Consider the following 23,120-nt stretch of genomic DNA (forward strand, 5'->3'; position numbering starts at 1 on the left):
TTGCAAAGCTCTGCACTTTTATTTTGCCATACACACCTGAACGTCATCAATCAGAGGCCCTGTATGAGGTGCCCGAATATGCGTATGTTCACAAGGAATTGAAACGGGTGGGTGTGACGTTAAAGTTACTCTGGAAGGAGTATAAAGAAAGATGTCAGGCGAAGGGATCCATCGCAATGGGTTACACCAAGTTTTGTGAAGGCTACCAGGAATATATCCTGAGCTATAAGCTCACAAATCATTTGAAACATAAACCGGGCATCACCACTGAGGTCGACTGGAGCGGCAGTACGATGGAAGTCATCGACCGTGCCAGCGGGGAGATTTTAACGGCATACTTATTTGTCGGTACCCTGCCCTACAGTCAGTACACCTATGTCGAAGCCACATTCAATCAAAAAAGTGAGACATGGTTACAGTGCCATGTGAATATGTATCGATTTTTTGAGGGCTCCACTGTCCGGCTTGTATGCGATAACTTAAAAACCGGTGTGATTCATCATCCCAAAGAAGGGGATATCATACTCAACGCACAGTATGAGGCGCTCGGTGAACATTATTTAACAGCGATTATGCCCGCACCGGTACGAAAACCAAAGCGAAAAGCATCAGTCGAAAGCAGTGTCGGTAAAATTGCGATGTCGATTATTGCGCCACTCAGAAACGAGCAATTCTTTTCTCTGGATGCACTGACCGGTGCCATTAATGAACAATTAGGTGCCTTTAACGCGCAAACCTTTCAAAAACGGACTGGCAGTCGATATGACATTTTTCAGCAGGAAGAAGTCTCGGCCTTGAGACCTTTACCTGAATTTCCATATGAAGTCTCCGAGTGGGTCTACGGAAGAAAAGTGAATTTAGACTGCCACATCCAATATAAGAATAACTATTATTCATGCCCATATCAATATGTACGTAAGGCAGTCAATTTGAAAATGACCAAGCAACGATTGGATATCTATTACCAGGATCAACGGATTGCGAGTCATCGCCGTTTCGGTCTCTACCAAAAATATCAATGGGCCACTTTACCTGAACATCTGCCGGATCAATTTAATCAACCGGAGTGGGATGATATCAGGATGAAAGACTGGGCACAATCCATTGGCCCCTACACCCATTCTGTCGTCGACCGTATCTTCGAGAGCGTCACATTAAAAGAACAGGCCTATCGTTCAATATTGTCTGTACTCAATCTGTCAAAAAAGTATTCAAAGCGCGACCTAGAAGCAGCGTGTGGACTCGCACTGACAAAGTTGCACACACCCAGGTTCAAACAGCTGAAGACAATCCTGTCTTCTGGTGTGCTGAGTCAGGATAGTGAAACCACAGCACACGCAAAAACAAAACCACAATCTCAACAAGGTTATATCAGAGGTGCGGACTATTATGGAGGGAATGAATAATGTTGAATAATGACACAAGAAGAAAACTCAGAGAATTGAATTTAGAAGAAATGATCCAACTGATTGATCAACAACAGAAACATGCGCATACACTACATCAGACATTTGAAGAACGGTTTGAAGAGATTGTCGATTATGTCCATCAGGAGAAATATAATAAGAAAGTGCACGGATTAATCCGCAGAGCGAAGTTTCGGGTGCCCCACGCAGATGTCTCCAGCATTTACTATGAACAGAGAAATATTAATCGCAGCCAATTTCAGGAACTCAGCACCTGCCAATTTATCGAACATAATATGAATGTGATATTCGCTGGGTTCACGGGCTCTGGAAAAACATATTTTGCGTGTGCCTTAGGAAAGGAAGCCTGTAAGCTCGGCATTCGCACCAAATATATTCGGCTCCCGGATTTACTGGTGGAACGGGATGAAGCCACACTGGTACCGAAAGGTTTATCAAAACTACTGAATAAATATGCCAATTATGATTTACTCGTCTTGGATGAATGGCTACTGGATAGTTTGAATGAGGAAGAAATCCATTTTATATTTGAGTTGATTGAACGTCGGTATGATGATAGTTCCACCATTTATTGCACACAATTTATGAAAAAGGATTGGCACCAAAGGCTTGGAGGCGGTGTGCATGCCGATGCGATGATGGATCGCATTGTGCATAACGCCGTTTGGTTTGATACAGGCGATAAAAATATCAGAGAATATGAAGCAAAAATCAAATAACTTCTAGGCCACTATGGTGGCCTATTTTTTAAGTGGACTCCAATTGGATATCAGCGGACTCCAACTGAATATCGTGGGACCCCACCTTGTGAATCGGTGGGCTTATTACTGCGAAATAATCATTGTCGAAGCAAGCTCATCCAAATGAATAGCACCTGCGCGGAAGATATGACTTCTCATAGTAATCATATAAATAGCCGTGATTAAAAATAATATGTTCAGTAACTTACTCAGATTTGTCTCTTCAATTTTAATAACATCCCCGTCTTTTACATGTATGCCACTACTGCGATCTAACGGCTGCCGATATTTTAAATATCCCTCTTTTTCTGTAAGTGGTATTACTTTTTCTTCAAATACTATAATAGAAGCTACGTCTTTACCATTAAAATTTAATTTAAGCGGCATGAGAAGTCCAATAAACCAAGTCCGTCTTTTTACGGTAATCTCCATATTTTCTCATCCTTTTAACTGTGAAGAATAGTGATTATTGTACTTTTCTGTTATTTAATATTTTATTATATTTTGTAATATTCTGCAAATAAGGATAGTGACTAAAAAGATTTTAGTACTACTTCGAAGTATTTTATGCTTCAATAATTATAACTCGTGAATAGACTTGGAGTTTTCATTAAAGAATTTCTATAATACCATTCAATTCAGTGACTCTTCTATGTGTCAGTTTAAGTTCTTCCTCTTTAGAATAATAGAATTCACACCCAATACTCTTTGCTCCATTTTCCTTAGCAGCTATAAAATCTGATAGTCTATCTCCCACTACATATTTTAAAGAAATACCTTCATTTTTGATAATGTGTTTTACCAGTATGGTTTTGTCCTTCTCTTCTATGTCATTGATACTGTAGACACCATCGATGAATGGCCGCAGCTGGTAATAATCGACAATGGTGTCCAAATATTCTTTATCACCATTACTTGCGATAAAAATACTGTAGTCCAGAATTTTAATGGATTCCAGCAATTCTGATGCACCAGAATATAATTTACTTTCTCCAGTCTTTATTAAATTTATCAATTGTGTTTGAAATAAGTCATTGGAAATCATTATCTTTTCATCAGTCGGATCTGTCAGAAGGTTTCTCCATACTTCTTCTAACGGCACGCCCATAATTTCATTATATTTTTCTATAGGGTTGTTAACTAAAGATATATTTTGGTCATTCATCTTTTCGATTGTGTTTTAAATTGATTTTTCCAATATTGTTTCTGTTCTAAAAATAGTACCGTCCATATCAAATATGATTGCCTTCTTCATTATTGTCTCCTCTGAATTTGAAATGTTTATTTTGTATTTATATTTCTCAAGTACTCTGCTGTAAAATCAACCAAATCAGATTGGGACATCAGCTTTGACTCGGCCTGGCCGATACTTCCTTTATTCACAACATTCTTCCGTTCGAACTGCTCCCCAATTTCATTGAATTTTTCTTCATCATAATCTAGCTCAGTATATGCTTTCCAGACGCGGACATCATCTTCCAGTATCGGACTCGCTGTCTGCACTTCCTCCAATTGACCGGATGAATGTTCTCCCAGGTGCATGGAACTGTTGGAATCATAATCAACACCAATTAATAGCACATAACCATCTTTTTGATATACTTTGTGCATCGGTGTATCAATTCCCATTCCATGATCAAGCGGATGATTTTTTGTAATTTCATCACTATCTTTTCCCCATGCTGCAAATGACACTTTTGGATGATTGCTCCGGATTACATCATCGTTCATCATAAAACACTCCACTACTTTACCCATATAAAATGTAGGCGTCTTATCTGGTTCAAATGCCGGCATCGTCTCCTGAAGTGCTTCAATCCATAATTTGGGTACAGATGGATTATGCCATTCTCCAGGGTCGGAAACATCTGCACTGTGTGTCGGCATAACCAATGTTCCTTCACTGCCAAGTACTTCCTTAAGTGCCTGAACAACCGTCTGGGCGCCTCCGCTGACAAAGCCGATTTTGCTTAACGAGGAGTGTACTATTAAAGTCATTCCTTTTTTAACACCGATAGATTTTAAATCATTGATCAATTTTTCTTTAGTTATTAGATCTTTGGAATTTTTAATTACATCTTCCTGGGACATATCAATTTACCTCTACTTTTTCTTTTTTAAAGTTCGTTCTTTCTTTTTCTCTTTATTAGCCTCATGTTTCATTTCACCAATGATTTTCTTTTCATTGATCAAGTATCTTTCATATAACTTTTCACTGATTTCACCATTTTCAACAGCAAGTTTAACCGAGCATTCGGGCTCATGGGTATGGGTACAGTCATTGAACTTACAACTGCCGTCAAGTCTCAGTATGGGTTCATACAAAATATCGAAATCCATTTCATTCGTAGTACTGATGGTTTTGAATCCAGGGCTGTCAATCAGATAGGAATCAGTCTCTTTCATATATAACATTGTTGTCACTGTCGTCGTATGTTTTCCTTTACCGTCACTTCTCACTTCATTCGTCATGAGTTCATTACTATTAAGCAGATTGATCAAAGTAGATTTTCCCACCCCGGAAGCACCTATAAACATCGCAGTCTTTCTTTGAAGTATCTTCGATTTCACTTCTTCGATTGTACTTGGATGATATACACTGATCGGTGTAATAGTTATATCCGGATAAGTTCTCGAAATATCTGTAATGATTTCCAGTGTTTTATCTGTATAGTCCGCTTTGGAAACCAAGATATTCATATCTATCCCCTCTTTATTGAAAGCCATCAGATAACGTTCTAATTTACCCAATGTGAACCTTTGGTCTGCTGCAATCAATATAAACAGCTGATCGACATTCGCAGCCAGGGATTGTTCATTTTGATTTACTTTCATACTCTTGGAAGCTTCACTGAATTGTTTAGATATTATTGTTGTACGAGGATGCACCTCATTAATAAAAATATGTTCGTCAATTTTTATTAATGATACAAAATCACCGACTACGACGTCAGCATCATATAAATTAGAAACGAGTTGAACGTTTCTTAATATATTATCTTCAATGGCCACATCAAATATATAATGGTTACGTTCAATCACTCTTCCGATTAGACCTTCCGTAATATTATTGTGCTGAATATAATTACCAATACCAAAATCATTTATTTTTTGCATTTGAAAATCCTTCCGTTTTCTAATTTTACGTTTAAACTTAAGAATAACGACAAGAATATCCATCTCTGAACACAAAAAAAGTGCACACTACTTCCAGTGCACACTTATGCCTAAAAATAGAGAGTTTCCCCTCTCAATGATTTTTATATTGGTAACAATAATTTAAGTTTCTATCATGGAGGGTAGAATATTCATTTTTATTGGGAATGTAAGTTTGTTTTTAATCATAAAAATTCGCCCTCCTTTAATATCTTAATTAATATTAATCTTAATTAATTTTCTGACAAATTGCAAGTAGATTTTGATGTGAAGACTTAGGTACTATTTCTATAGGTTGGGATTTTTAATTCAGAAATAATTTTTTATCTTCCATTCTTTATAACTATGCCCAATTGCCTCATCATCTTGAAAAATTGCGGACAAGTTTTAGAGACACATCCTGGATCATTTATCTGTATACCTTCAACTTTCGAACCAATTATTGATAATGACATCGCAACTCTATGATCATCATAAGTATTGAGTTTAGCTGGCTTAGGATCACCAGGAAAAATCCTTAGGCCATCTTTAAACTCCTCCACCTTAATTCCTAACTTAGTTAGAGACTCGCATATTACGCTGATTCGGTCGGATTCATGATAGCGTATATGTTCAACATCCTTTATAGTTATGGACTGATCTGCAAATGGGGCTATTGAAGCGAGTGTCAAAGCTTGATCAGACATTTCTCTCATAGAAATTTCGAATCCGCCTTTTAATTGCTCCACTCCTTCTAATTCAATAAAAGAAGAACCTTTTGTCACTTTACATCCCATTTTCTCAAGTATATCAACCATTTTAATATCCGGTTGTTCTGTTTCATAACTTAAATTATTAATTCGGATTTTTCCATTCGTCACTGCCGCAATGGCTAAGAAATAACATGCAGTAGAAGCGTCTGCTTCCAGCTCTATATCACCTGGTACATATTCCGTAGGATGAATGATTATCTTTTTTAAATTGTTGTCATACTCAACTTCAGCTCCGAATTCATTCATTAACTGTAACGTTAAAAATACATAGGAATGCTGGACAATATAGTCTTTAATATTTACAGTGACGGCTTCTTTGGCATAAGGTGAAGGAATCAATACACCACTGATATACTGACTGGAAATCTTACCTGAAAGACTGACATTACCTCCCGTTAAACCACTGCCTCTTACCTCCAAAGGATAGTAACCCTCGCCCTTCAAGTATTCCACTTCACCACCTAGACTTTTCAGTGCATTTATTAAAGGTGCGACCGGCCTTTTACTCATACTTTCACTAGCTTCAATTGCCCACTTACCTTCATTAGAAACTGCTAAAGCACCCGGTAAAAATCTTGCAACCGTACCTGCTGCTCCGATATATAAACTGTTTGACTGCCAGTTTCCGCCTTTTCCATCAACGTAAGCTGTATCATTTTCAATAATTATATTAATCCCTAAATTTTTCAGAGTTTCAATACACCAATATGAATCATCGCTTTTTAGAATACCTTTAATTTCTGATCTGCCACTAGCTAATGCCGCTATGATTAAAGCTCTGTTTGTTAAACTTTTGCTGCCCGGAATTGTAACTGAACCGTCTATTTTATTTCCACTCGGTGAAATCTTAACTGTACTTATGCCTGACAGTGGCGTCCAAGGACTACGGGCTTTAACATCAAAATTATATTTCTCCACTTAAAGTCACTCCATTTGATTTAAATATTTATTATTTTCTATATATTCATTATAATGAGGTTTATAGTATTAATGAAATCAATATACTGGGTAACAGTCATAGGTGGTGTCTATATCATAAATCTAGATTCATATTATGTGTTTTATATAACTGCTTTGGAGAAAAACTTCAGTAAAGCAGCAAGGAAATTATTCATTACTCAACCAAGTGTGAGCCACTCGATTAAGCAATTGGAGACGAATTTGGATATTCAATTATTTCACAGAACTTCTAAAGGTGTGACAATCACAGATGAAGGAAAAGTTTTATTCGATTATGTCCACCAGGCTTTTGAACTAATTGATAATGCAGAAAGGAAAATTTCTGAGTTAAAAGGTTTGGAGAGCGGGCATGTCACGATTGGAGGTAGTGATTCAACTTGTAAACATTACCTTCTTCCGTACATACAAACGTTCCAGGAATCATTTCCTGACATACAAATCAAACTGCAACATGGATCAACACCTCAAATTTTGGATAAATTAACAAATCAAAGTATTGATATAGGCATCGTTCACTTGCCAATCAATCAAAGCCATATGCATCTGACAGAATTATTAAGTATTAACAGCACTTTTGTAGTCGGTGAAAAATACAAACATATAGCTGATAGAACTCTGTCGTTGGAAGGGACGCTAGACTACCCTATTATCTCTTTTTCTGAAACAAGCAGTTCAAGAAAGTTCCTTGATCAACTATTTCAAAAACAGGGGTTAGGCGTTAAACCTGATATTGAAGTAGGCAGTGTAGAAATGTTGATTGAGTGTGCAAAAATAGGAATGGGCATAGGGTTTGTAACTAAAGAGTTGGTTTCGAAAGAATTGAAGGATGGAGAACTATATGAAGTTCATTTAGATGAAGATATCGAAAAGAGAAAAGTCGGTATCATCACTTCTAAAGATATGCCCTTATCAGTTGCAGCAAATCAATTTTTCAATCACTTAACCAATAATGATTAAGCCGGTGAAGATAGCTTAACTCCATATTAAATACTAGCTTTACTGTTTTAATTAAAATCATCCTATCGCTGAATCTTGTCAATAAATACCCGGATAAGGCTTGCTGCATCAATTCATGATGGTCTGGCATATGAAACCCTTGAAATACAGAACATATGTTCGTATAATGTTATTAAGAGCATTGTTCATTGAAAGGGATGATCGAATTGGATGATGTACTGATGATGGATTACAGAAATGAACCGAGAAGAGATATCATGTGCATTGACGTAAAATCGTTCTTTGCTTCCGTTGAAGCGGTAGAATTGGATCAGCACCCGTTATTTGCCCGTATAGCGGTTGTGTCGAAACCGGATAATCAAGGCGGATTGGTGCTCGCTGCGTCGCCATTGGTGAAAAAGGAATACGGTGTAAAAACAAGGACGAGAATTTATGAAATTCCCAGACATGCAAATATCCAGATCGTTGAACCGCGCATGGCATTGTATCTCAAAAAAAACCTGGACATTTTAAATATATTCAAACGGTATGTATCCGAAGAAGACCTTCTCGTGTATTCCATTGATGAGTCCTTTCTTGATGTAACAGATTATCACCGGTTATATGGATCGGCGGAAACAATCGCGAAGCGGATTCAACAAGATGTCTTTCATGAGCTGGGGCTTGTCCTTACGATTGGGATTGGAGACAACCCGCTTCTTGCGAAACTTGCACTGGACCACCAGGCCAAGTATGACGAGAAGCATCATTTTATCGGGACTTGGCGGTATGAAGATGTCCCTTACACGGTTTGGAATATTTCACCGCTCAGTGAGTTTTGGGGCATTGGTTCAAGAACAGAAGCATCGTTGAATCGTCTTGGGATAAAGAATATCTACCATTTGTCCCAATATGATCTGGATAAATTGAAAGAACGCTACGGAGTCATTGGTGCTCAATTGTTCTTTCATGCCCACGGTATCGATCGTTCGTTTTTGTCGGATACGTATACGCCCAAAAGTACTTCATTCTCCAGAAATCAGATATTGAATGAAGATTATATACGGAAAAGTGATGTGGAGATTGTCATTCGGGAGATGACGGATGAGAATGTCACACGATTGAGAAAACATGCATTGGTCACCGGTGTCGTCACATTATCGATTGGTTACTCAAAAGATACAGGTGAAACAGGTTTCAGCAGACAGATGAAAATCGAGCCGACGGACTTATCCAAAAGGCTGAAAGAATACATGCTGATTATTTTTGATAAATATTATGCACACCTGCCTGTCAGAACGATAAACGTGACATTTGGCCGCCTGCAACCTAAAAAAGGGATGCAATTGAACTTGTTTGAACCCGTTCGGGAGACGATTCAAAAAGAAAACCTGGATGCCACAGTGACGCACCTCAGAGAAAAATATGGATATACGTCGATACTCCATGCATCCAGTCTGATGAAAAGCGGTATGGCAAAATATCGTGCCAGTCTGTTAGGCGGTCATCGATCGGGAAAGGATGATGAAACATGATTAATATTATAAAAATGACACCAGAACAGCTGGGCTATACAGATAGAGGGATTGTGAAATGGCTGGGAATGATGTTGAGTGACCATTCTGAAGCTTTAAAGAAGGAATCCCGCAAAAACCAGTTCTTTAATATTCAGGCAAAACCCGAAATGACAGAAGAAGAAGTATCGAATGTCCTATATCATGCATTTGTAAAAAAATACCCCGTCGTCATTCAGGCAAATATCATAAAGGAGGGTTACTACTATAAAGACGTGGCGTGTAAGATTTCCGGATATGCCGAGGATAAAATATACTTACTATTGAAAGATGGCCGGACATTGACTTGCAGTTTACCTGAAATCAGGAATATAGAATTGATGGACCAATTGGCATGGTATCAGAAGGAGGTTTGATTCTTCAAACCTCCTTTTCAACTGAAAGTTGCCGTGTTTAAAGAACCAGTGCCATTCTGACTGTCTTGAGAATGTGGCCATCAAAATCATCATCATACTCTTCCAGCACTTCAAATCCTTTTGCTTTATAAAACTGCATTCCAATCGAATTTTCTTTTTCAACTTCGAGCCTGATTTCTTTCAACTCCTCAATGTCACCTATTCCTTTATTCAAGAGAGCTGTCCCTATCCCCCTGTTCTGACAATCAGGATCGAGGTAGATGGCACTTAATTCGGACAGTCCTCTCTCATCAGCTGGTGTGAAGTTCGCAAAACCGGCTATCTCTGAATCAGTTTCCGCCACATACATGAATGAGTGGTTCAGTCTTTGCTCCATCATCTCGTCACTGTATGCCATCGCAAGAAAATTATTCTGTATTTCTTCCGGAATGATTCCTTCATACGTAGAATTCCAGCTTTTCTTTGCTATTGTCTGGACTTGCTTTATATCTTTACCCGCCATTTCTCTGATTGAAAAATTCATCACTGCACATCCCTTCATTTATACTTTTTATAAATTGTACATGTTTACTGTTTTAACAGATAATGAAATTGTACCATTTTCTAAATGTTTAAAAAGAGATAAGATATAACTACATGAATTACGAACGTAAAGGAGGTCTCCAAGAACGGTGATAAAATTGATACCGCTAAAAAAAGAAGTGAAAGTTGTAAGCGCCCAAAGGCCCGTACAACTGTCTGCAGCAAGGCAAAAAGATGTCGAAGAGTTTTGGAGTGACATCAATAAGGACGGAATATTTCACCGAGGAGAAGTGTTCACGATAGAATCTGTCACTGAAGAAAAGGATATGTATAAGATTTTACTGAACACAACGGACTATGCCCACTACCTGCATTCCGTAAAAAATAATATATCTGACATGGAGAGCTGCAGGACCATTTTCGCAGCCGGTCTCGTTGAAACCACCGATTCAAAATTTATTATTGGTGAAATGGCATCAAACACTGCTTATCCCGGCAGACTGCAATGCGCAGGCGGCGGATTAAGTTATGAGGACATGATCGACGACAGATTCGACCTTGAAAAAAGTGTCTTGCGAGAAGTGAGTGAAGAACTTGCAGTTGATCAGGAAAAACATGTCGAACAATGCAGACCTTTACTGATCAAAGATATACATGTACATGATTCTCTTGTCGTTCTGTATCATATTAAAGTGAATCTGTCAGAGGATGAATTGCGTAATAATTATCAGCGTTATGTTGATGAGCTGACCAAGAATAATGAGATTCCTGAGTTTCAGAAAATCATAAGCCTCGACAATGACAAGGCCGCTGTCCATTCATTCTTTGATAATGATGAGAGAACTAAAGATGACTATCTGGAGCCATTTTTAAAGTACATGGCAAAATGATTAAAAATATTAAAGTAAAGGAGAGGTTTTATGATATTGCATACTTCGGTCAATGAAGTGATTGGCATGAATCTTGATGATATAGAATTCGATGAAAATGATGGTTGGGAGTAACTGATGTATGAGGTAGAATTTAATAAGTTTTCTCAAAAAGAATACGATAAATTGGACGGTAGTCAAAAGGCATTCATAAATAAAGGAATCAAACCTATTAGAGAAATAGGTCTGACAGCAGGCAGTGAATTATCCGAAGAATTAAAAGGCTGTCGTAAACTAAAGTTTAAAAATGCCGGGTTACGTATTATATTCAATCAATATAATCAGAAAATAGAAGTTATTGAGATTGTGGCGTTAGGTAAACGTTCAGATAAAGAAGTGTATAAAATGCTATCAAACGCTTAAAAAATAAGTATTGTAATCCCTTTATGCATTCTTATCGTAGAGAGACTTTTTATTGACCATTCTTTTAAGTATCTGACTATAATTATTCCATACTCTTGTATTCAGGAGTAGCCATTATTTTTTCAAAGAACACATCTTTAGCATCCCTGTACTCTTCCATATCCCTGCCTCCAAATTTCCTTTTCAATATATCATATTCAACTCTGTAATCATCATTCATAATAAGAACGTCCCTGAATTTCCAGAAGAAATCAAATTCAGACCCTATCACAGTTAATTGAACTCCAAGTGATGGTGTCTCTGAATTATCTTCGAATGCCCTGAAATCTCCAGTTTTTACACTGCCTTCATTCGTATCGTATAGATTTGAAAGTTCCTCCACCGCTTTTGGAAAATGTTGTACCTTCACACGTACCTGAATATCCAAATCCCCTTTTGTCAAACTGTTTGGTATCGCAGTACTGCCGACATGCTGTATGTCTGCTTCCGGTAACACTCTCCTGATTATCTCTTTATGTTCAGCATAGGCTCGCTCTGTTACATCAGCAAGTTTCTCAGTATTAATAAAATTAACTGTTTCCATTTTGGATCTCCTAATCATTCAAAATTATTATGATCTTTTATAAATAACCTCTCATTCGATTAACTTTCCCATCATGCTCTTCAGCTAAAAATTCCATACCCATTTTTTCGTAAAATTTCCTCGCTCGTTTATTCGAAGGTGCGACTCTGAGGTGATATTCCTTCAAGCCTTTCTCTCTGAAGTATCTTTCGGCATATTTATGTAATTTAAAAGCGTAACCTTTTCCTCTATATGACTTCGTTAAATAATACAGGTTTATATAACCAATATCCGAGCCTTTATAGTTTTTTACGGTTAATTCCAATTGACCAATCCATTCATTATCTTCCTCGATAAGTAAAATACCATCAGAGAATTCTTCAATTTTTTGTTCCAACCACTGCAGGTATTCGCTCTCATTGAAAGCATCGGAGTGACCAAAGCTTTGCAGGAAGGAATCCTGACGGAATGATACTACTATATCTTTATGTGTATTCAGATCAATATTGATAAAGTTCATAGCGGCCTCCTCTATATACCGCGTAATCTTTCCAACACTTCATCAACAGAATCCCAGCGATACATTGATTCCTTTAACTCTACTCCTCCAATATTGATTTGAATGGTATCGACTAACTTTGCTCCGTAATACTCATAAAATAGACGTGTTTTATTTTCTTCAAGAACCTCTACATAAACTTTTCTATATCCTTCTTTTTTAAAATACTCAAAAAGTTCTTTTAAAAGCATCTTCCCTATTCCTTTACCTTGATCAGTTTCAAACAGATAAATGGATGTAAGATCAATAGAATTTTTTTCATTATTATTTTCTCTTTTCCATGCATCAGCAAATCCAATGATCTGCCCTTCATCACTTTCTGCAACGATGACAAAATTCTCTTTGTTTCCGATATTATTCTTCCACAGATCGGTCCGCTGATTATATGAAAGATTATCCAAATAATCTTTAGGAGTAATATTTTCATATGTCGTTCTCCAGCTGTCTACATGGACCTTGGCTATTCCTTCTGCATCTATTAAACTCGCTTTTCTTATTATCATGAACTCACCTATCATCTTTCTGAAAATTGAGTAATATTTTGTTATGATTATATCATGTAAAAATGATGATAAAAAATACAATTATAAAGGAATGAGTAAAGTTGTACTCTCATAAGCCCGAAAACTATGAATGTCCTTTCTATCGAATCGTTTCTGGTAAGGAAAAACAGAATGATGGAACAAAGCAGGCAGATATTGTTTATCAAAACGAATATATCACAACTTTTATCGCAAGTAAGTGGTGGCCGAATAATAAAGGACATGTACTTGTGGTGCCTAATGATCATTTTGAGAATATATTTGAACTGCCAAAAAAGATGGCTGCTGAAATTCATGAAGCTGCCCAACTGGTATCATATGCGCTGAAGGATACATATCATTGCGACGGTATTTCCACCAGACAGCATAATGAACCGGCCGGAAATCAGGATGTCTGGCATTATCATCTTCATGTATATCCGAGATTTGAGAATGATAATCTTTATATGACAAAAGGCAGCTATACAATGCCTGATGAGCGTTCATTTTATGCAGATAAATTAAAATCCTGGTTTAATTCAAATATTGAAATTGCAGGAGTTGAAAATGACTAAAATTATTTTAATCCGGGGGAATTCCGGCAGCGGTAAAACAACAGTAGCTACACGACTTCAAAGTATTTTGGGAAATGGTACTCTGCTGATTTCCCAAGATGTAGTCAGACGTGAAATGTTAAAAGTAAAAGACAGACCGAATAATTTATCCATAGGGTTAATAGAAACTATGATCACGTATGGGAAGAATCATTGCGAGTACATAATAATCGAGGGAATAATGGCAGAAAATAAATACGGTGATATGTTAAGAAATGCATTGTCTGATCCAAGGAATGTTTTCGCATATTATTATGATTTATCATTCGAAGAAACAGTTGCCAGACACAATACTAAAATCGGAACTGATTTTGGTGAAGAGAAAATGAAATTATGGTTTACTGATCAAGATTTCATTGGTCTTGAGAATGAACGCAGCATCTCAGAAGAAATAAGCGAAAATGAAATGATTGAGATTGTTTTGAATGATTTAAATTTAAGTGATATTTTGATTTAACAATAGAAACATTTATTGAACTACCCCACTCTTCATTTTAAAGGTGATTTATGAAACGACAGATTGAAAAACATTACGCACTAAATATAGATGAAATGGAACCTATTGGAGACGGACAGACTTCTCAAGTTTTGAAAATTATCACTGACAAAGATAATTACATACTGAAGTCTCAATTAAACATACATGTTGCTGTCAACGAATTTAACTGCCTTGATGCACTCTCCAAAATGGAATTGTCCCCTGAACCTGTCTGTACGGTTGAAGGTGAGACGTTTATTGACTTAAACGGTTCAACTTATATTCTCATGAAATATATTGAATCAGATGTTATCGACAAATCAAAGTTAGATTTCCATAGCATAGGAAAAACAATCAGTGTTATGCATCATCATTTGAATACTGTTAATTTACTTCCTACTGAAGATCGATTTGATGAAATACAAATGATTGAGGAGGTTGAAAATATGACTCTCAAATCTGCATTTTATAAAAAATTCAAAGAGTATGATTATAATGCAACAGAACCGTGTTCTATTATTCATGGCGATTTGGGTAGTTGGAATCTCATTAAAAACGACAAAAATATTTTAGTAATAGATTTTGGAGAAGTCAGACTTGGGAACCCTTACTTTGATTTAGCTGCAGTAACAGAGTCACTAAAATTGAACCAATCTGAAGGGAAGCAGTTATTAAATGGTTATGGTCATCATGACGAAAACTCATTTAGCTATTTTTCAAATATGCGCAGAAAATGGGTACTAAGGGGCATTCTATTTTCTTCCGTCAATAAACTTAAAAATGAAGATGAAATCCTTGCTCTTTTAGAAAGTTTATAAACGAAGTGAAGCGACACCTGGTAGATATTACGAGGTATCGCTTCATTTCAAACACTTTATTCCGTTACTTTTTCCAATACTTCAAGGTTTTTTCTCATCAATGAAATATAGTCGTCGCCATCATTTATATCTTTCTCGGTTCTGACTTCCATATTATGAATCATTTCGCTTCATCCTCTATTTCTGACTGAATGACTTCGGAAATATTATTCGTACTGTTCTGTTCATAAAGCACATATTCCAAATCATGCTTGTTGATTGTCTGTACCAGTTCGGTCAGTTGATTCTGTGAGGGTTCGTCCGTCATTGTATAACCTGTAATCGGAATTTGTTCAACACCATATTTGTCCCAGTATCCGAATGCGGCATGGGGAACAATGATATGTTTTTGATTCCCGTCATTTAATCTGTCATTAAATTCCTGATCCAGTTCTTCCATATCGATCTTCAAGGTCTCCAGATTATCCAGATAAAGTTCTTCTTCTTCGGGATTCATGGCGATCATTTCATCTGTAACTATTTCTGCAACCTCTATCATTTTAAGCGGATCGATCCAAATATGCGGATCAGTTTCATCATGATCGTCGATGATGATTTCAACAGGTTCGGATTCAACGATTATGTTCTCCTCTTCATCCAGAAGCTCCACCTTGACCTGTTCCAGATCTTCCGCCGCTTCTTCTTCAAAGGTTTCTCCGGTTTGATCTGATGGTTCCCATTCATCGGATCCCGACGACATCGCACACCACTGAATGTCACTGTAGTTTTGGTCTGTTGATACTGTAAGTTCAACAAGTTCCCCGGTATGATAATGACCCGCGAGTCCTTCTATGGTAATAGTTTCCTCTGCAGCAGCGGTCTCTTCCTCATGGGAATGTTCGCCGTCATGGTCATCAATCACAATATCGACCGGTTCTGATTCTGTCAGCACTTCATGGTCCTCATCAAACTGTTCCGCTTTGACCTGACCGATTTCATCATCTGCGTCAATTTCAAACTCATCATGATATTGTCCAGCGACTCCCGTCCATTCGTCATCTTCAGACTCACGAGTATACCAGTGAAAATGATCGGTGCCGTTGTCGTATACTGCAGTCAGTGAAATGGTATCACCGGTATGATAATGGTCTTCCATACCCTCAATGGTCACCGTGCCTGTTTCGTGGGTTCCGTTGTCTTCATGACTGTCCCGTTGAAAGAGCGCTTCATGTTCTGAAAGACCAACGAGCTCGACATCTTCACCGGACAGCACATTCGCAATGGAGTCAGAGAATGCTTCCATGATACCCCCGACGTAGAAAAATGCATCACCGTCCGCATACTGTGTCATTTCCTGCATGGTCGGTTCATATGAATGTCCATCCACGCCCGGCGGGAATACTGATGAAACTTCGACCGTATCCTGACCGATTTTTTCCACTATATATTCCAATGGATAAACTGTTGTGTATATATTCAGTTCGGAATCCGATTCATTTTCCGGGATATTCTGACAAGCTGACAACAGAACGACTAATAATGTAGTCAAGGCAGTTAATTTAAATTTTTGCATATGTTAATCCTTTCTGTGAGCTCCATATTAATCAGTGAAGCATCAAATCATCTACGATTTCATCCACACTTGCATCTTCCGGATAATACGTCGGCCAGTGATCCATTTCTTCAAGCAATTCCGCGTTGTCATCACCCCAGTACAGATGGAAATGCTCGGAATCTTCAGGTGCGGTGATATGATCGCTGAACTGAATATATTGTGGTGCATCTTCATCTCCATCTTCCAGTTGGAATATGAAACGTACGCCGCGGTTGCCTGCTTCATATTCAAGAATTTCATAACCACTATAAACATATGTGCCTGTATATGATTCATCACCTTCATGGAATGTGATTTCGCCTGCTTCAGTGATGTCTATATTGTTCACGTCCGTCTGATAACCCACTTCATAATATTCTTTTTGCTCTTCAAATGACATGTCATCATCTGCTTCCGCCCTATGTTCATACACTTCATCAAGTTCCCCGTCTTCAAAATACGGATAGACAGATTTCCAGCTGCCTGCCCAGTCGGAGATATCCCTGTCTTCAACATCCTCATCATCGAAGTACCCCTCGTAAACATCCCCGTCATGATCATCAATGGATACTGTGACCGCTTCCGATTCGCTGACCACATTATGATCATCATATAAAGCCGCCTTTATCTGCATACCATCCACCGCTTCAGTCTCAATAGTGTTTTCCAACTCTCCTTCAAACGCCTGCCATTCACTGTTCTCATCATCTCTCTGATACCAATGCCAATGACCATCCGTATCCACTTCGGATGAAGCCGTCAGTGTGACTGTGTCTCCAGTATGGTAATGATCTGACAAACCTTCTATATGGGCTTCTTCAACATTTTCCTCTGATTCATGGTTATGACCATGATCACGATCTGCATGGTCATCTGATTCCTGCTCATGATTTTCTTCGCTGTCGTTCTCTTCCTGCGGTAAAGTTTCTTCCGTTCCACTTTCTGAGTCCTGACATCCGACTAACAAAGCACTGAACAGCAATACTGCTGTTCCTTTATATAATGTTTTCTTCATTTTCATTTCTCCCTCGATATGTATTTACCAGCTGGCTTTTCTTACACCGGGGATCTGTCCTTTATGTGCAAGTTCCCGAAATTTTATACGTGATAATTCAAAATCTCTCATAACCCCACGTGGATGGCCGGTTAAACGGCATCGGTTCGTTAACCTCGTCGGTGACGAATCTCTTGGAAGTTTACGCAGCGCTTCATAATCCCCCTTTTCTTTCAATTCGATTCTAAGCGCACGATACTTTTCGACAAGTTCCCCTCGCTTCTCTTCTTTTGCGATTTTTGATTTCTTGGCCACTTTCTCACCTTCTTTTTAACACTTTATTAAATCGTAACAGTTACGATTTATAATATATCACTTGGGAAATTTTAATGCAACAATATTTTTTAAATAAAAAAAAGACGGGTGATTTTCCCGTCTAATATATATTTAATTATTCATTCGTAATGTGACCACGCCGAGTATATTTCGACCTGCCTGTCTATTTCATTTATTTTATACACAACTCTATGTTGTTGATTTAAACGCCTCAAATAAAAACCAAGATGTTTTGGTTGTAACTTTTCGAACGATTGATTGGGATAGTACGGATTCTGCTTCAATATCTCATTAACATCTTTCAATACTTGATAGAGATTTTTTCTTACATCTATCGGATTTATAATTTTCATTTCTATCACCTCGTGTGTTAATTATACTAAAACGTACGTTAAATGTTTCTAGAAAATTAAAATGATTAGTCCTGTTTTCCTTTTATACTTCCATGGATTATACTATTATGGGAGTCATAAAATCATTTTCAAATAAACATGAGTAAAAGCAATAAAGGACTGTATTCAAAAATAGATGGAATAAAGGAAGTATGTAATGAAAAATCGTTCGAAAACAAATCAACCCGAAACGGAATGGACTGTCCAGGAATCTTCAGAGCTGTTGAAGTTCTTATTTAGTATGATGCCTGAACGCAGCAAGAAATCAGTAAAAAACATCTTGAGCCGTGGCCAGGTTTTTATAAATGGTAAACCGACGACTCAGTTCAATGACGCTCTACATCCTGGCGACCGTGTACAGATCGAAAAACGCACAGCAAAGCATGATGCAAGAATCAGAGGCCTGAAAATTCTTCATGAAGATGAGGATATTATCGTAATTGATAAGGAAGCAGGTCTTTTATCAATCGCTTCTGAAAAAGAAAATCAGATGACTGCGTTTCGCCAGCTGTCGGACTATACTCAAAATATACGTCCTAAAAGCCGGATATTCGTTGTCCATCGTTTGGACCGTGATACTTCGGGTGTAATGATATTTGCGAAAAGCAAAAGAATCCAGCAGAAACTACAAAATGCATGGCAGGAGGCTGTACCAGAACGTTCCTATATCGCATTGGTGGAAGGTACCGTAAAAGAAGACGGCACCATCACTTCATGGCTGACAGAAAATAAAGCCCTCATTGTCCGTTCAAGTAAAAATCCCAACATGGGCAAAAAAGCAGTCACCAATTATAAAGTTTTGAAATCGAATGCAAATCTGTCACTGCTGCAGGTGAACCTGGAAACCGGACGTAAAAATCAGATACGTGTTCATATGCAGGATTTGAAACACCCGATCGTCGGGGATAAAAAGTATGGTTCCCAGATCAACCCTATTAAAAGAGTCGGCCTGCATGCACATTCGATTGGATTCAAACATCCAACGACGAAAGAATATATGAGATTCGAGTCGAAAGTTCCCGCTTCGTTTACAAAAAAATTCTAAACAGCTGTGCTGATATAATAAAAGCCAAGTTCATCATTGATGACTTGGCTTTTATTAGTATATCTACTTCATTTGCTTTTCTCATTTATCACGTGCAAGTTTTAAACTTTTTTGATAGATGAATGCAAATAGCAGAAGTATTACAGTACAAACACCTAATCCCATCGTCAATGTCATAAACCATACACCCAGCCACGGGTTGTTATAACCTGCGATAAAAACAACGATTAATGAAATCAATGTAACGATGCCACTGATAATAACAGGCCAATATGTTCTGCCGAATCCATGACAATAAACAATTGATGATCCAAACAGCAGCAAGTAAAGAACCGTCATCGTTGCTTCATTCACCAGTTTATCTACAAAAGCCCCCGGCTGAAAATGGTTATCCGGTTCTGGAAATTCCAAGTTTACAGGAACCATCTCTCCACCTTCATATGGGACGGTCATGATTTCATATTGTGATGGCTCACCCGGCCAATTGTTATTTGCAAGCAATGCTATCCGCTCATTATGATGAAAGAAAACTGGTGATATCACATTGGAATTATAGTCTGTCAGTCGCTGGGTGTCTCCACTTGAAGTATCTTTTAAAAATAGCTCATAAATGAATGTCCCCTGTTCTGATGTATCATTTACTTTAGTATAGGCAAGGTAGTTTTCGTCAGCAGACAGAGTGGTATGGTAAACTTCACCGGGTGCTGCAATTTCAGAATTACCTTTTTGCATCCCGCTGTCAATGTCATAATATATTCCATTTTCAAAACCGTTATAGTATAATCGCTGTCCGTCTTCTGAAATAGAAATCTGTCTCATATCAAAACGATCTTCATCCGTCAGCTGTTCATGTCCAAAACCATCTGTATGAATCATATGGACATCTGTGCCATTCTCATTCTGCCCCGGCTCCTTATGAAAATCTTCTGCCGGCATCGCAAGATAATAAGCGGTTTCTCCATCTGGGGACAATGCAGCACTGAACACATGGACTGCTTTGTCTGTCAGCTGTATCGTTTCTTCTTCATCCAGGTCAGGTTTATAATAAAGACTCTGCACCCTGTTATCATCTTCGGACAAAAAGATCATGCTCTCTCCGTCTTCAGAATATTTTGGCTCACGATGGTCTTCCTCTTCTGCCGGGAAAGTGATCTGAGTGACATCTTTTCTTTCAATATCACCCGTATAGATTGCTTCATTTCCATTCGTATAATAAGAAAAAGCCAAAGTACTGTCATCCGGAGAAATGGAGATGGACTCTCCCAGTCCTGTATAGTGCTGGTATGCATCACTGTCACTGAAAAAACTGTAAAGAATAGAAGAGATAAAAAGTATTGTCACAACACCGATCAAAACAGGTAAAACACGCGTTCTTCTGATGACTATCCCCCCTTTGTATGATTCTCCATTAAAATAATACTGAGACTATTTCATATTTGATACAAACCGAAAAATATAAGAGTTTTAATTAAGTATATAGTGATGATTCCATTATTTCATCCATTGTGACGTTAACACTGGACGCGTAGACAGAACCGAATTTCATCAAATGCACCATCAATAGATAGAGCTTATAGAAACGTATTCTCTCCCATGCATCATCGGTGAGCGGATACGTTTTTTCATATGCATCGTAGAAATCTTTGCCAAAACCGCCAAATACCGTCGTCGCCCCAAGATCAAACTCACGGTCACCATAAAATGGAGATGGATCGAACAGTGCCGGTCTCCCATCTGAAAGAAACATATAATTCCCCGCCCACAGGTCACCGTGTAACAGAGATGCTTTACTCTCATGCTCTTTCAGTTTGTTCTCCATAATTTTACGGACTTTATCGTATATCTCCAAATCTTTATCATTCCATAAACCCTGTTCAGCCAGCCTGTCCCGCAGCTGATCCATCCTTTCATTGATGAACAGCGCACTCCATGAATCCGTCCAGGCATTATCGAAACTGATGTCTCCGCCTTCATGCGATAGATGAAAACCGAATTGGTTATCCGCCTGATATTCAAGGTGCATCTTGGCAACCATTTCACCTAAGTCCCACTGGCTGCCGGCCCCTTCATCCAAATACTCAAGTAAAAGAAAAGCATCATCTTCGATTTGACCGTTACCAAGCACTTTCGGAGCTGTAATTCCCGCTTCTATCATCGCTTCCAGTCCGGCAATTTCCGCTGCATAGAAATCTTCAGAACGCCCCGGCTGTACCAGCAGGAAACATGGTTTTCTATCCGTATCAATGCGGTAGGCATCATTGACATCACCACCAGACACAGGTGTTATATTTCTTATATTTTCTACAGGCAGTCCCTGTTTCCACTGATTATTAATCATTATCTTTCACTCTTTCTCTTTACTTTTTAATAGGTTGACTAAAAACCATATTGGAGAAACCAAATAAGCAAATATCAAAGAATACTTAGAGCTTAAAGGTTCCCTGCCCGAGGTTTTTTCTCCAGATTTCAAGCTGACTGCGGGGAATGTAAAAACCGAAATAAATAAATAAACTGTCAGTATGATGTAAGGGAAACTCAAGACATCATTATTAAAAATAGAACCAGCTATAAGCACATAAAACCCGAAAAAAAATAAGCCGATTATAAAACTAAGGGTTTTCGCAAATCCATCACTCATTTTAAAACTCCTATCGTTATATATCTAAACTGAGATTACTACAATTAAACCTATTTTAAAAAATACTTAAAGAAAGGCGTTGGGAACATATCCCGGCACCTGCTGGCATAATATTATTTTCTTCTGATTCCGATTGTCCGTCCCATTTCAGCCGGCTTTTCACTATTATCCTGCGATTCATAATACTCTTTTACAGATTGTCCGAACTTATCAGGGAACGGCCCGGGACGGCCTGCTTTTGTATCCATGCCCATATACATGACTTCGTATGTGGCACATTTCTCGCCTTTTGGATTATAGAGTGTCATGAACACATGCATTCTTTTTTCATCATAATCATGTATTCTGACTTTGATTGTTATTTCATCCTCGGCAAAGACTTCATTAAGATAAACGATATGATTCTCCAGAGTAAAGATTGTATAAGACAATTCCTTTACCTTTGATTCACTCAGTCCGAGATATGCAAGCCATACAAGACCGGCATCACTGAATGCCCGGCTGTACTGACCATCATTCATGTGCCCGTTATAATCAAGCCACGACTCCGGCACTGTCGTCTGATATTCAAATAATTCCATAGTTATCACTGCTCCACCTTTTATCTATAGTATAAAATGATCTGACTTATCTACTACTTGATTATATAATACTTTACTTGTTTCTTAAAATTGAATAATACGCGAATTTCAAGTTTAAGTTAGCCACTAGGGTATAATCCCAATCCAGAGTTTGTGAAAGCACTCTGGTGGCTGGGCTTCTCCTCCCCCTCGGGGGGGAGAAAAATTTTACACTAGGCACTTTGTACCATTTGTGTTTGATTGAGTGCCTTGGCGAAACGCTCATGCGGTGTCTGGTAGCCCAGGATTTTACGT

Annotated in this window: 28 protein-coding genes; 11 read left to right on the forward strand and 17 right to left on the reverse strand. The window is 38.1% G+C overall.

Annotated elements, in window-relative coordinates; translation table 11 throughout:
* Both istA and BO48_RS15715 read left to right on the forward strand, forming a co-directional pair.
* A partial coding sequence (istA, locus tag BO48_RS15710) for an IS21 family transposase (RefSeq protein ID WP_496368917.1) occupies nucleotides 1-1,406 on the forward strand: 1,406 nt, incomplete at its 5' end.
* A complete protein-coding gene (locus BO48_RS15715; RefSeq protein WP_496368919.1) occupies nucleotides 1,406-2,146 on the forward strand; it encodes an ATP-binding protein in 741 nt (246 codons plus the stop codon). The genes istA and BO48_RS15715, both read left to right, overlap by 1 nt.
* Nucleotides 2,147-2,251: 105 nt before the next feature.
* Here the strand turns inward: BO48_RS15715 and BO48_RS15720 are convergent, their stop codons facing one another.
* From BO48_RS15720 to aroA, 5 genes are all read right to left on the reverse strand, one after another.
* A complete protein-coding gene (locus BO48_RS15720; RefSeq protein WP_496368921.1) occupies nucleotides 2,252-2,599 on the reverse strand; it encodes a hypothetical protein in 348 nt (115 codons plus the stop codon).
* 178 nt (nucleotides 2,600-2,777) lie between these two features.
* Complete coding sequence (locus BO48_RS15725; protein ID WP_496368923.1) at nucleotides 2,778-3,332, reverse strand: HAD hydrolase-like protein; 555 nt, start codon at nucleotides 3,330-3,332, stop codon at nucleotides 2,778-2,780.
* Between the two features lie 116 nt (nucleotides 3,333-3,448).
* Nucleotides 3,449-4,258 (reverse strand): AAC(3) family N-acetyltransferase, encoded by an 810-nt coding sequence (locus tag BO48_RS15730; RefSeq protein WP_496368925.1) that lies wholly within the window; start codon nucleotides 4,256-4,258, stop codon nucleotides 3,449-3,451.
* Nucleotides 4,259-4,270: 12 nt separating this feature from the next.
* Nucleotides 4,271-5,284 (reverse strand): ribosome small subunit-dependent GTPase A, encoded by a 1,014-nt coding sequence (rsgA, locus tag BO48_RS15735; RefSeq protein ID WP_496368927.1) that lies wholly within the window; start codon nucleotides 5,282-5,284, stop codon nucleotides 4,271-4,273.
* Nucleotides 5,285-5,646: 362 nt separating this feature from the next.
* Nucleotides 5,647-6,993, reverse strand: coding sequence for a 3-phosphoshikimate 1-carboxyvinyltransferase (gene aroA / locus BO48_RS15740; RefSeq protein WP_496368929.1), 1,347 nt, complete (start codon nucleotides 6,991-6,993; stop codon nucleotides 5,647-5,649).
* Nucleotides 6,994-7,065: 72 nt separating this feature from the next.
* Here aroA and BO48_RS15745 point away from each other — a divergent pair, with 72 nt between their 5' ends.
* The 3 genes from BO48_RS15745 (at nucleotide 7,066) to BO48_RS15755 (ending at nucleotide 9,901) form a co-directional block, all read left to right on the forward strand.
* Nucleotides 7,066-7,992, forward strand: a complete 927-nt coding sequence (locus BO48_RS15745) for a LysR family transcriptional regulator (RefSeq protein ID WP_496368931.1) — start codon at nucleotides 7,066-7,068, stop codon at nucleotides 7,990-7,992.
* A 197-nt stretch (nucleotides 7,993-8,189) separates the two neighbouring features.
* On the forward strand, nucleotides 8,190-9,506 hold the full coding sequence (locus tag BO48_RS15750; protein ID WP_496368969.1) for a Y-family DNA polymerase: 1,317 nt from the start codon (nucleotides 8,190-8,192) through the stop codon (nucleotides 9,504-9,506).
* Complete coding sequence (locus tag BO48_RS15755; RefSeq protein ID WP_496368933.1) at nucleotides 9,503-9,901, forward strand: hypothetical protein; 399 nt, start codon at nucleotides 9,503-9,505, stop codon at nucleotides 9,899-9,901. Before BO48_RS15750 ends, BO48_RS15755 begins: the two co-directional genes overlap by 4 nt.
* Before the next feature lie 37 nt (nucleotides 9,902-9,938).
* Here the strand turns inward: BO48_RS15755 and BO48_RS15760 are convergent, their stop codons facing one another.
* On the reverse strand, nucleotides 9,939-10,424 hold the full coding sequence (locus tag BO48_RS15760) for a GNAT family N-acetyltransferase (RefSeq protein WP_496368935.1): 486 nt from the start codon (nucleotides 10,422-10,424) through the stop codon (nucleotides 9,939-9,941).
* A 148-nt stretch (nucleotides 10,425-10,572) separates the two neighbouring features.
* On the opposite strand from BO48_RS15760, the gene BO48_RS15765 reads away from it, so the two are divergent.
* Nucleotides 10,573-11,313 (forward strand): hypothetical protein, encoded by a 741-nt coding sequence (locus BO48_RS15765; protein ID WP_496368937.1) that lies wholly within the window; start codon nucleotides 10,573-10,575, stop codon nucleotides 11,311-11,313.
* Between the two features lie 117 nt (nucleotides 11,314-11,430).
* Complete coding sequence (locus BO48_RS15770) at nucleotides 11,431-11,715, forward strand: type II toxin-antitoxin system RelE family toxin (RefSeq protein WP_496368939.1); 285 nt, start codon at nucleotides 11,431-11,433, stop codon at nucleotides 11,713-11,715.
* 82 nt (nucleotides 11,716-11,797) lie between these two features.
* Here BO48_RS15770 and BO48_RS15775 read toward each other — a convergent pair whose 3' ends face one another.
* From BO48_RS15775 to BO48_RS15785, 3 genes are read right to left on the reverse strand one after another with little or no spacing between them, the layout of a single operon-like run.
* Nucleotides 11,798-12,298, reverse strand: a complete 501-nt coding sequence (locus BO48_RS15775; protein ID WP_496368941.1) for a GrpB family protein — start codon at nucleotides 12,296-12,298, stop codon at nucleotides 11,798-11,800.
* A 37-nt stretch (nucleotides 12,299-12,335) separates the two neighbouring features.
* A complete protein-coding gene (locus tag BO48_RS15780) occupies nucleotides 12,336-12,797 on the reverse strand; it encodes a GNAT family N-acetyltransferase (protein ID WP_496368943.1) in 462 nt (153 codons plus the stop codon).
* Between the two features lie 11 nt (nucleotides 12,798-12,808).
* On the reverse strand, nucleotides 12,809-13,339 hold the full coding sequence (locus BO48_RS15785) for a GNAT family N-acetyltransferase (RefSeq protein WP_496368945.1): 531 nt from the start codon (nucleotides 13,337-13,339) through the stop codon (nucleotides 12,809-12,811).
* A gap of 101 nt (nucleotides 13,340-13,440) precedes the next feature.
* On the opposite strand from BO48_RS15785, the gene BO48_RS15790 reads away from it, so the two are divergent.
* Genes BO48_RS15790 through BO48_RS15800 form a run of 3 tightly spaced genes read left to right on the forward strand, consistent with a single transcriptional unit; the run spans nucleotide 13,441 to nucleotide 15,267 of the window.
* Nucleotides 13,441-13,932, forward strand: a complete 492-nt coding sequence (locus BO48_RS15790; RefSeq protein ID WP_496368947.1) for an HIT family protein — start codon at nucleotides 13,441-13,443, stop codon at nucleotides 13,930-13,932.
* Nucleotides 13,925-14,428, forward strand: coding sequence for a kinase (locus BO48_RS15795; RefSeq protein ID WP_496368949.1), 504 nt, complete (start codon nucleotides 13,925-13,927; stop codon nucleotides 14,426-14,428). Before BO48_RS15790 ends, BO48_RS15795 begins: the two co-directional genes overlap by 8 nt.
* 50 nt (nucleotides 14,429-14,478) lie before the next feature.
* Entirely contained in the window at nucleotides 14,479-15,267 is a 789-nt protein-coding gene (locus BO48_RS15800; RefSeq protein ID WP_496368951.1) for a phosphotransferase, read from the forward strand.
* A gap of 160 nt (nucleotides 15,268-15,427) precedes the next feature.
* On the opposite strand, the gene BO48_RS15805 is transcribed toward BO48_RS15800, so the two are convergent.
* The 4 genes from BO48_RS15805 to BO48_RS15820 form a co-directional block, all read right to left on the reverse strand.
* Entirely contained in the window at nucleotides 15,428-16,795 is a 1,368-nt protein-coding gene (locus tag BO48_RS15805; RefSeq protein ID WP_496368953.1) for a metal ABC transporter substrate-binding protein, read from the reverse strand.
* Between the two features lie 55 nt (nucleotides 16,796-16,850).
* Entirely contained in the window at nucleotides 16,851-17,855 is a 1,005-nt protein-coding gene (locus tag BO48_RS15810) for a ZinT/AdcA family metal-binding protein (protein ID WP_496368955.1), read from the reverse strand.
* 24 nt (nucleotides 17,856-17,879) lie between these two features.
* A complete protein-coding gene (rpsN, locus tag BO48_RS15815) occupies nucleotides 17,880-18,149 on the reverse strand; it encodes a 30S ribosomal protein S14 (RefSeq protein ID WP_496368957.1) in 270 nt (89 codons plus the stop codon).
* A 140-nt stretch (nucleotides 18,150-18,289) separates the two neighbouring features.
* Nucleotides 18,290-18,523 carry a Txe/YoeB family addiction module toxin gene (locus BO48_RS15820; RefSeq protein WP_496368959.1) on the reverse strand — a complete coding sequence of 78 codons (234 nt, stop codon included), beginning with the start codon at nucleotides 18,521-18,523 and terminating at the stop codon, nucleotides 18,290-18,292.
* Nucleotides 18,524-18,719: 196 nt separating this feature from the next.
* On the opposite strand from BO48_RS15820, the gene BO48_RS15825 reads away from it, so the two are divergent.
* On the forward strand, nucleotides 18,720-19,607 hold the full coding sequence (locus BO48_RS15825) for an RluA family pseudouridine synthase (protein WP_496368961.1): 888 nt from the start codon (nucleotides 18,720-18,722) through the stop codon (nucleotides 19,605-19,607).
* Nucleotides 19,608-19,688: 81 nt separating this feature from the next.
* Here the strand turns inward: BO48_RS15825 and BO48_RS15830 are convergent, their stop codons facing one another.
* The 4 genes from BO48_RS15830 to BO48_RS15845 form a co-directional block, all read right to left on the reverse strand.
* Nucleotides 19,689-20,948 (reverse strand): TolB family protein, encoded by a 1,260-nt coding sequence (locus BO48_RS15830; protein ID WP_496368963.1) that lies wholly within the window; start codon nucleotides 20,946-20,948, stop codon nucleotides 19,689-19,691.
* A 127-nt stretch (nucleotides 20,949-21,075) separates the two neighbouring features.
* Nucleotides 21,076-21,942, reverse strand: coding sequence for a fructosamine kinase family protein (locus tag BO48_RS15835; protein WP_496368971.1), 867 nt, complete (start codon nucleotides 21,940-21,942; stop codon nucleotides 21,076-21,078).
* Nucleotides 21,943-21,951: 9 nt separating this feature from the next.
* Nucleotides 21,952-22,245, reverse strand: a complete 294-nt coding sequence (locus BO48_RS15840) for a hypothetical protein (protein ID WP_496368965.1) — start codon at nucleotides 22,243-22,245, stop codon at nucleotides 21,952-21,954.
* Nucleotides 22,246-22,358: 113 nt separating this feature from the next.
* Nucleotides 22,359-22,826, reverse strand: coding sequence for a thioesterase family protein (locus BO48_RS15845; protein ID WP_496368967.1), 468 nt, complete (start codon nucleotides 22,824-22,826; stop codon nucleotides 22,359-22,361).
* Between the last annotated feature and the right edge of the window lie 294 nt (nucleotides 22,827-23,120).

The sequence above is a fragment of the Lacicoccus kunmingensis DSM 17847 genome (assembly GCF_059568765.1).

Bases quoted from the DNA above. Each gene is read 5' to 3' on its own strand.
- BO48_RS15715 (WP_496368919.1), top strand. From the start codon at position 1,406: ATGTTGAATAATGACACAAGAAGAAAACTCAGAGAATTGAATTTAGAA.
- BO48_RS15720 (WP_496368921.1), bottom strand. From the start codon at position 2,599: ATGGAGATTACCGTAAAAAGACGGACTTGGTTTATTGGACTTCTCATG.
- BO48_RS15725 (WP_496368923.1), bottom strand. From the start codon at position 3,332: ATGAATGACCAAAATATATCTTTAGTTAACAACCCTATAGAAAAATAT.
- BO48_RS15730 (WP_496368925.1), bottom strand. From the start codon at position 4,258: ATGTCCCAGGAAGATGTAATTAAAAATTCCAAAGATCTAATAACTAAA.
- rsgA (WP_496368927.1), bottom strand. From the start codon at position 5,284: ATGCAAAAAATAAATGATTTTGGTATTGGTAATTATATTCAGCACAAT.
- BO48_RS15745 (WP_496368931.1), top strand. From the start codon at position 7,066: ATGAAATCAATATACTGGGTAACAGTCATAGGTGGTGTCTATATCATA.
- BO48_RS15750 (WP_496368969.1), top strand. From the start codon at position 8,190: ATGATCGAATTGGATGATGTACTGATGATGGATTACAGAAATGAACCG.
- BO48_RS15755 (WP_496368933.1), top strand. From the start codon at position 9,503: ATGATTAATATTATAAAAATGACACCAGAACAGCTGGGCTATACAGAT.
- BO48_RS15760 (WP_496368935.1), bottom strand. From the start codon at position 10,424: ATGAATTTTTCAATCAGAGAAATGGCGGGTAAAGATATAAAGCAAGTC.
- BO48_RS15770 (WP_496368939.1), top strand. From the start codon at position 11,431: ATGTATGAGGTAGAATTTAATAAGTTTTCTCAAAAAGAATACGATAAA.
- BO48_RS15775 (WP_496368941.1), bottom strand. From the start codon at position 12,298: ATGGAAACAGTTAATTTTATTAATACTGAGAAACTTGCTGATGTAACA.
- BO48_RS15780 (WP_496368943.1), bottom strand. From the start codon at position 12,797: ATGAACTTTATCAATATTGATCTGAATACACATAAAGATATAGTAGTA.
- BO48_RS15785 (WP_496368945.1), bottom strand. From the start codon at position 13,339: ATGATAATAAGAAAAGCGAGTTTAATAGATGCAGAAGGAATAGCCAAG.
- BO48_RS15795 (WP_496368949.1), top strand. From the start codon at position 13,925: ATGACTAAAATTATTTTAATCCGGGGGAATTCCGGCAGCGGTAAAACA.
- BO48_RS15800 (WP_496368951.1), top strand. From the start codon at position 14,479: ATGAAACGACAGATTGAAAAACATTACGCACTAAATATAGATGAAATG.
- BO48_RS15810 (WP_496368955.1), bottom strand. From the start codon at position 17,855: ATGAAGAAAACATTATATAAAGGAACAGCAGTATTGCTGTTCAGTGCT.
- BO48_RS15820 (WP_496368959.1), bottom strand. From the start codon at position 18,523: ATGAAAATTATAAATCCGATAGATGTAAGAAAAAATCTCTATCAAGTA.
- BO48_RS15825 (WP_496368961.1), top strand. From the start codon at position 18,720: ATGAAAAATCGTTCGAAAACAAATCAACCCGAAACGGAATGGACTGTC.
- BO48_RS15840 (WP_496368965.1), bottom strand. From the start codon at position 22,245: ATGAGTGATGGATTTGCGAAAACCCTTAGTTTTATAATCGGCTTATTT.
- BO48_RS15845 (WP_496368967.1), bottom strand. From the start codon at position 22,826: ATGGAATTATTTGAATATCAGACGACAGTGCCGGAGTCGTGGCTTGAT.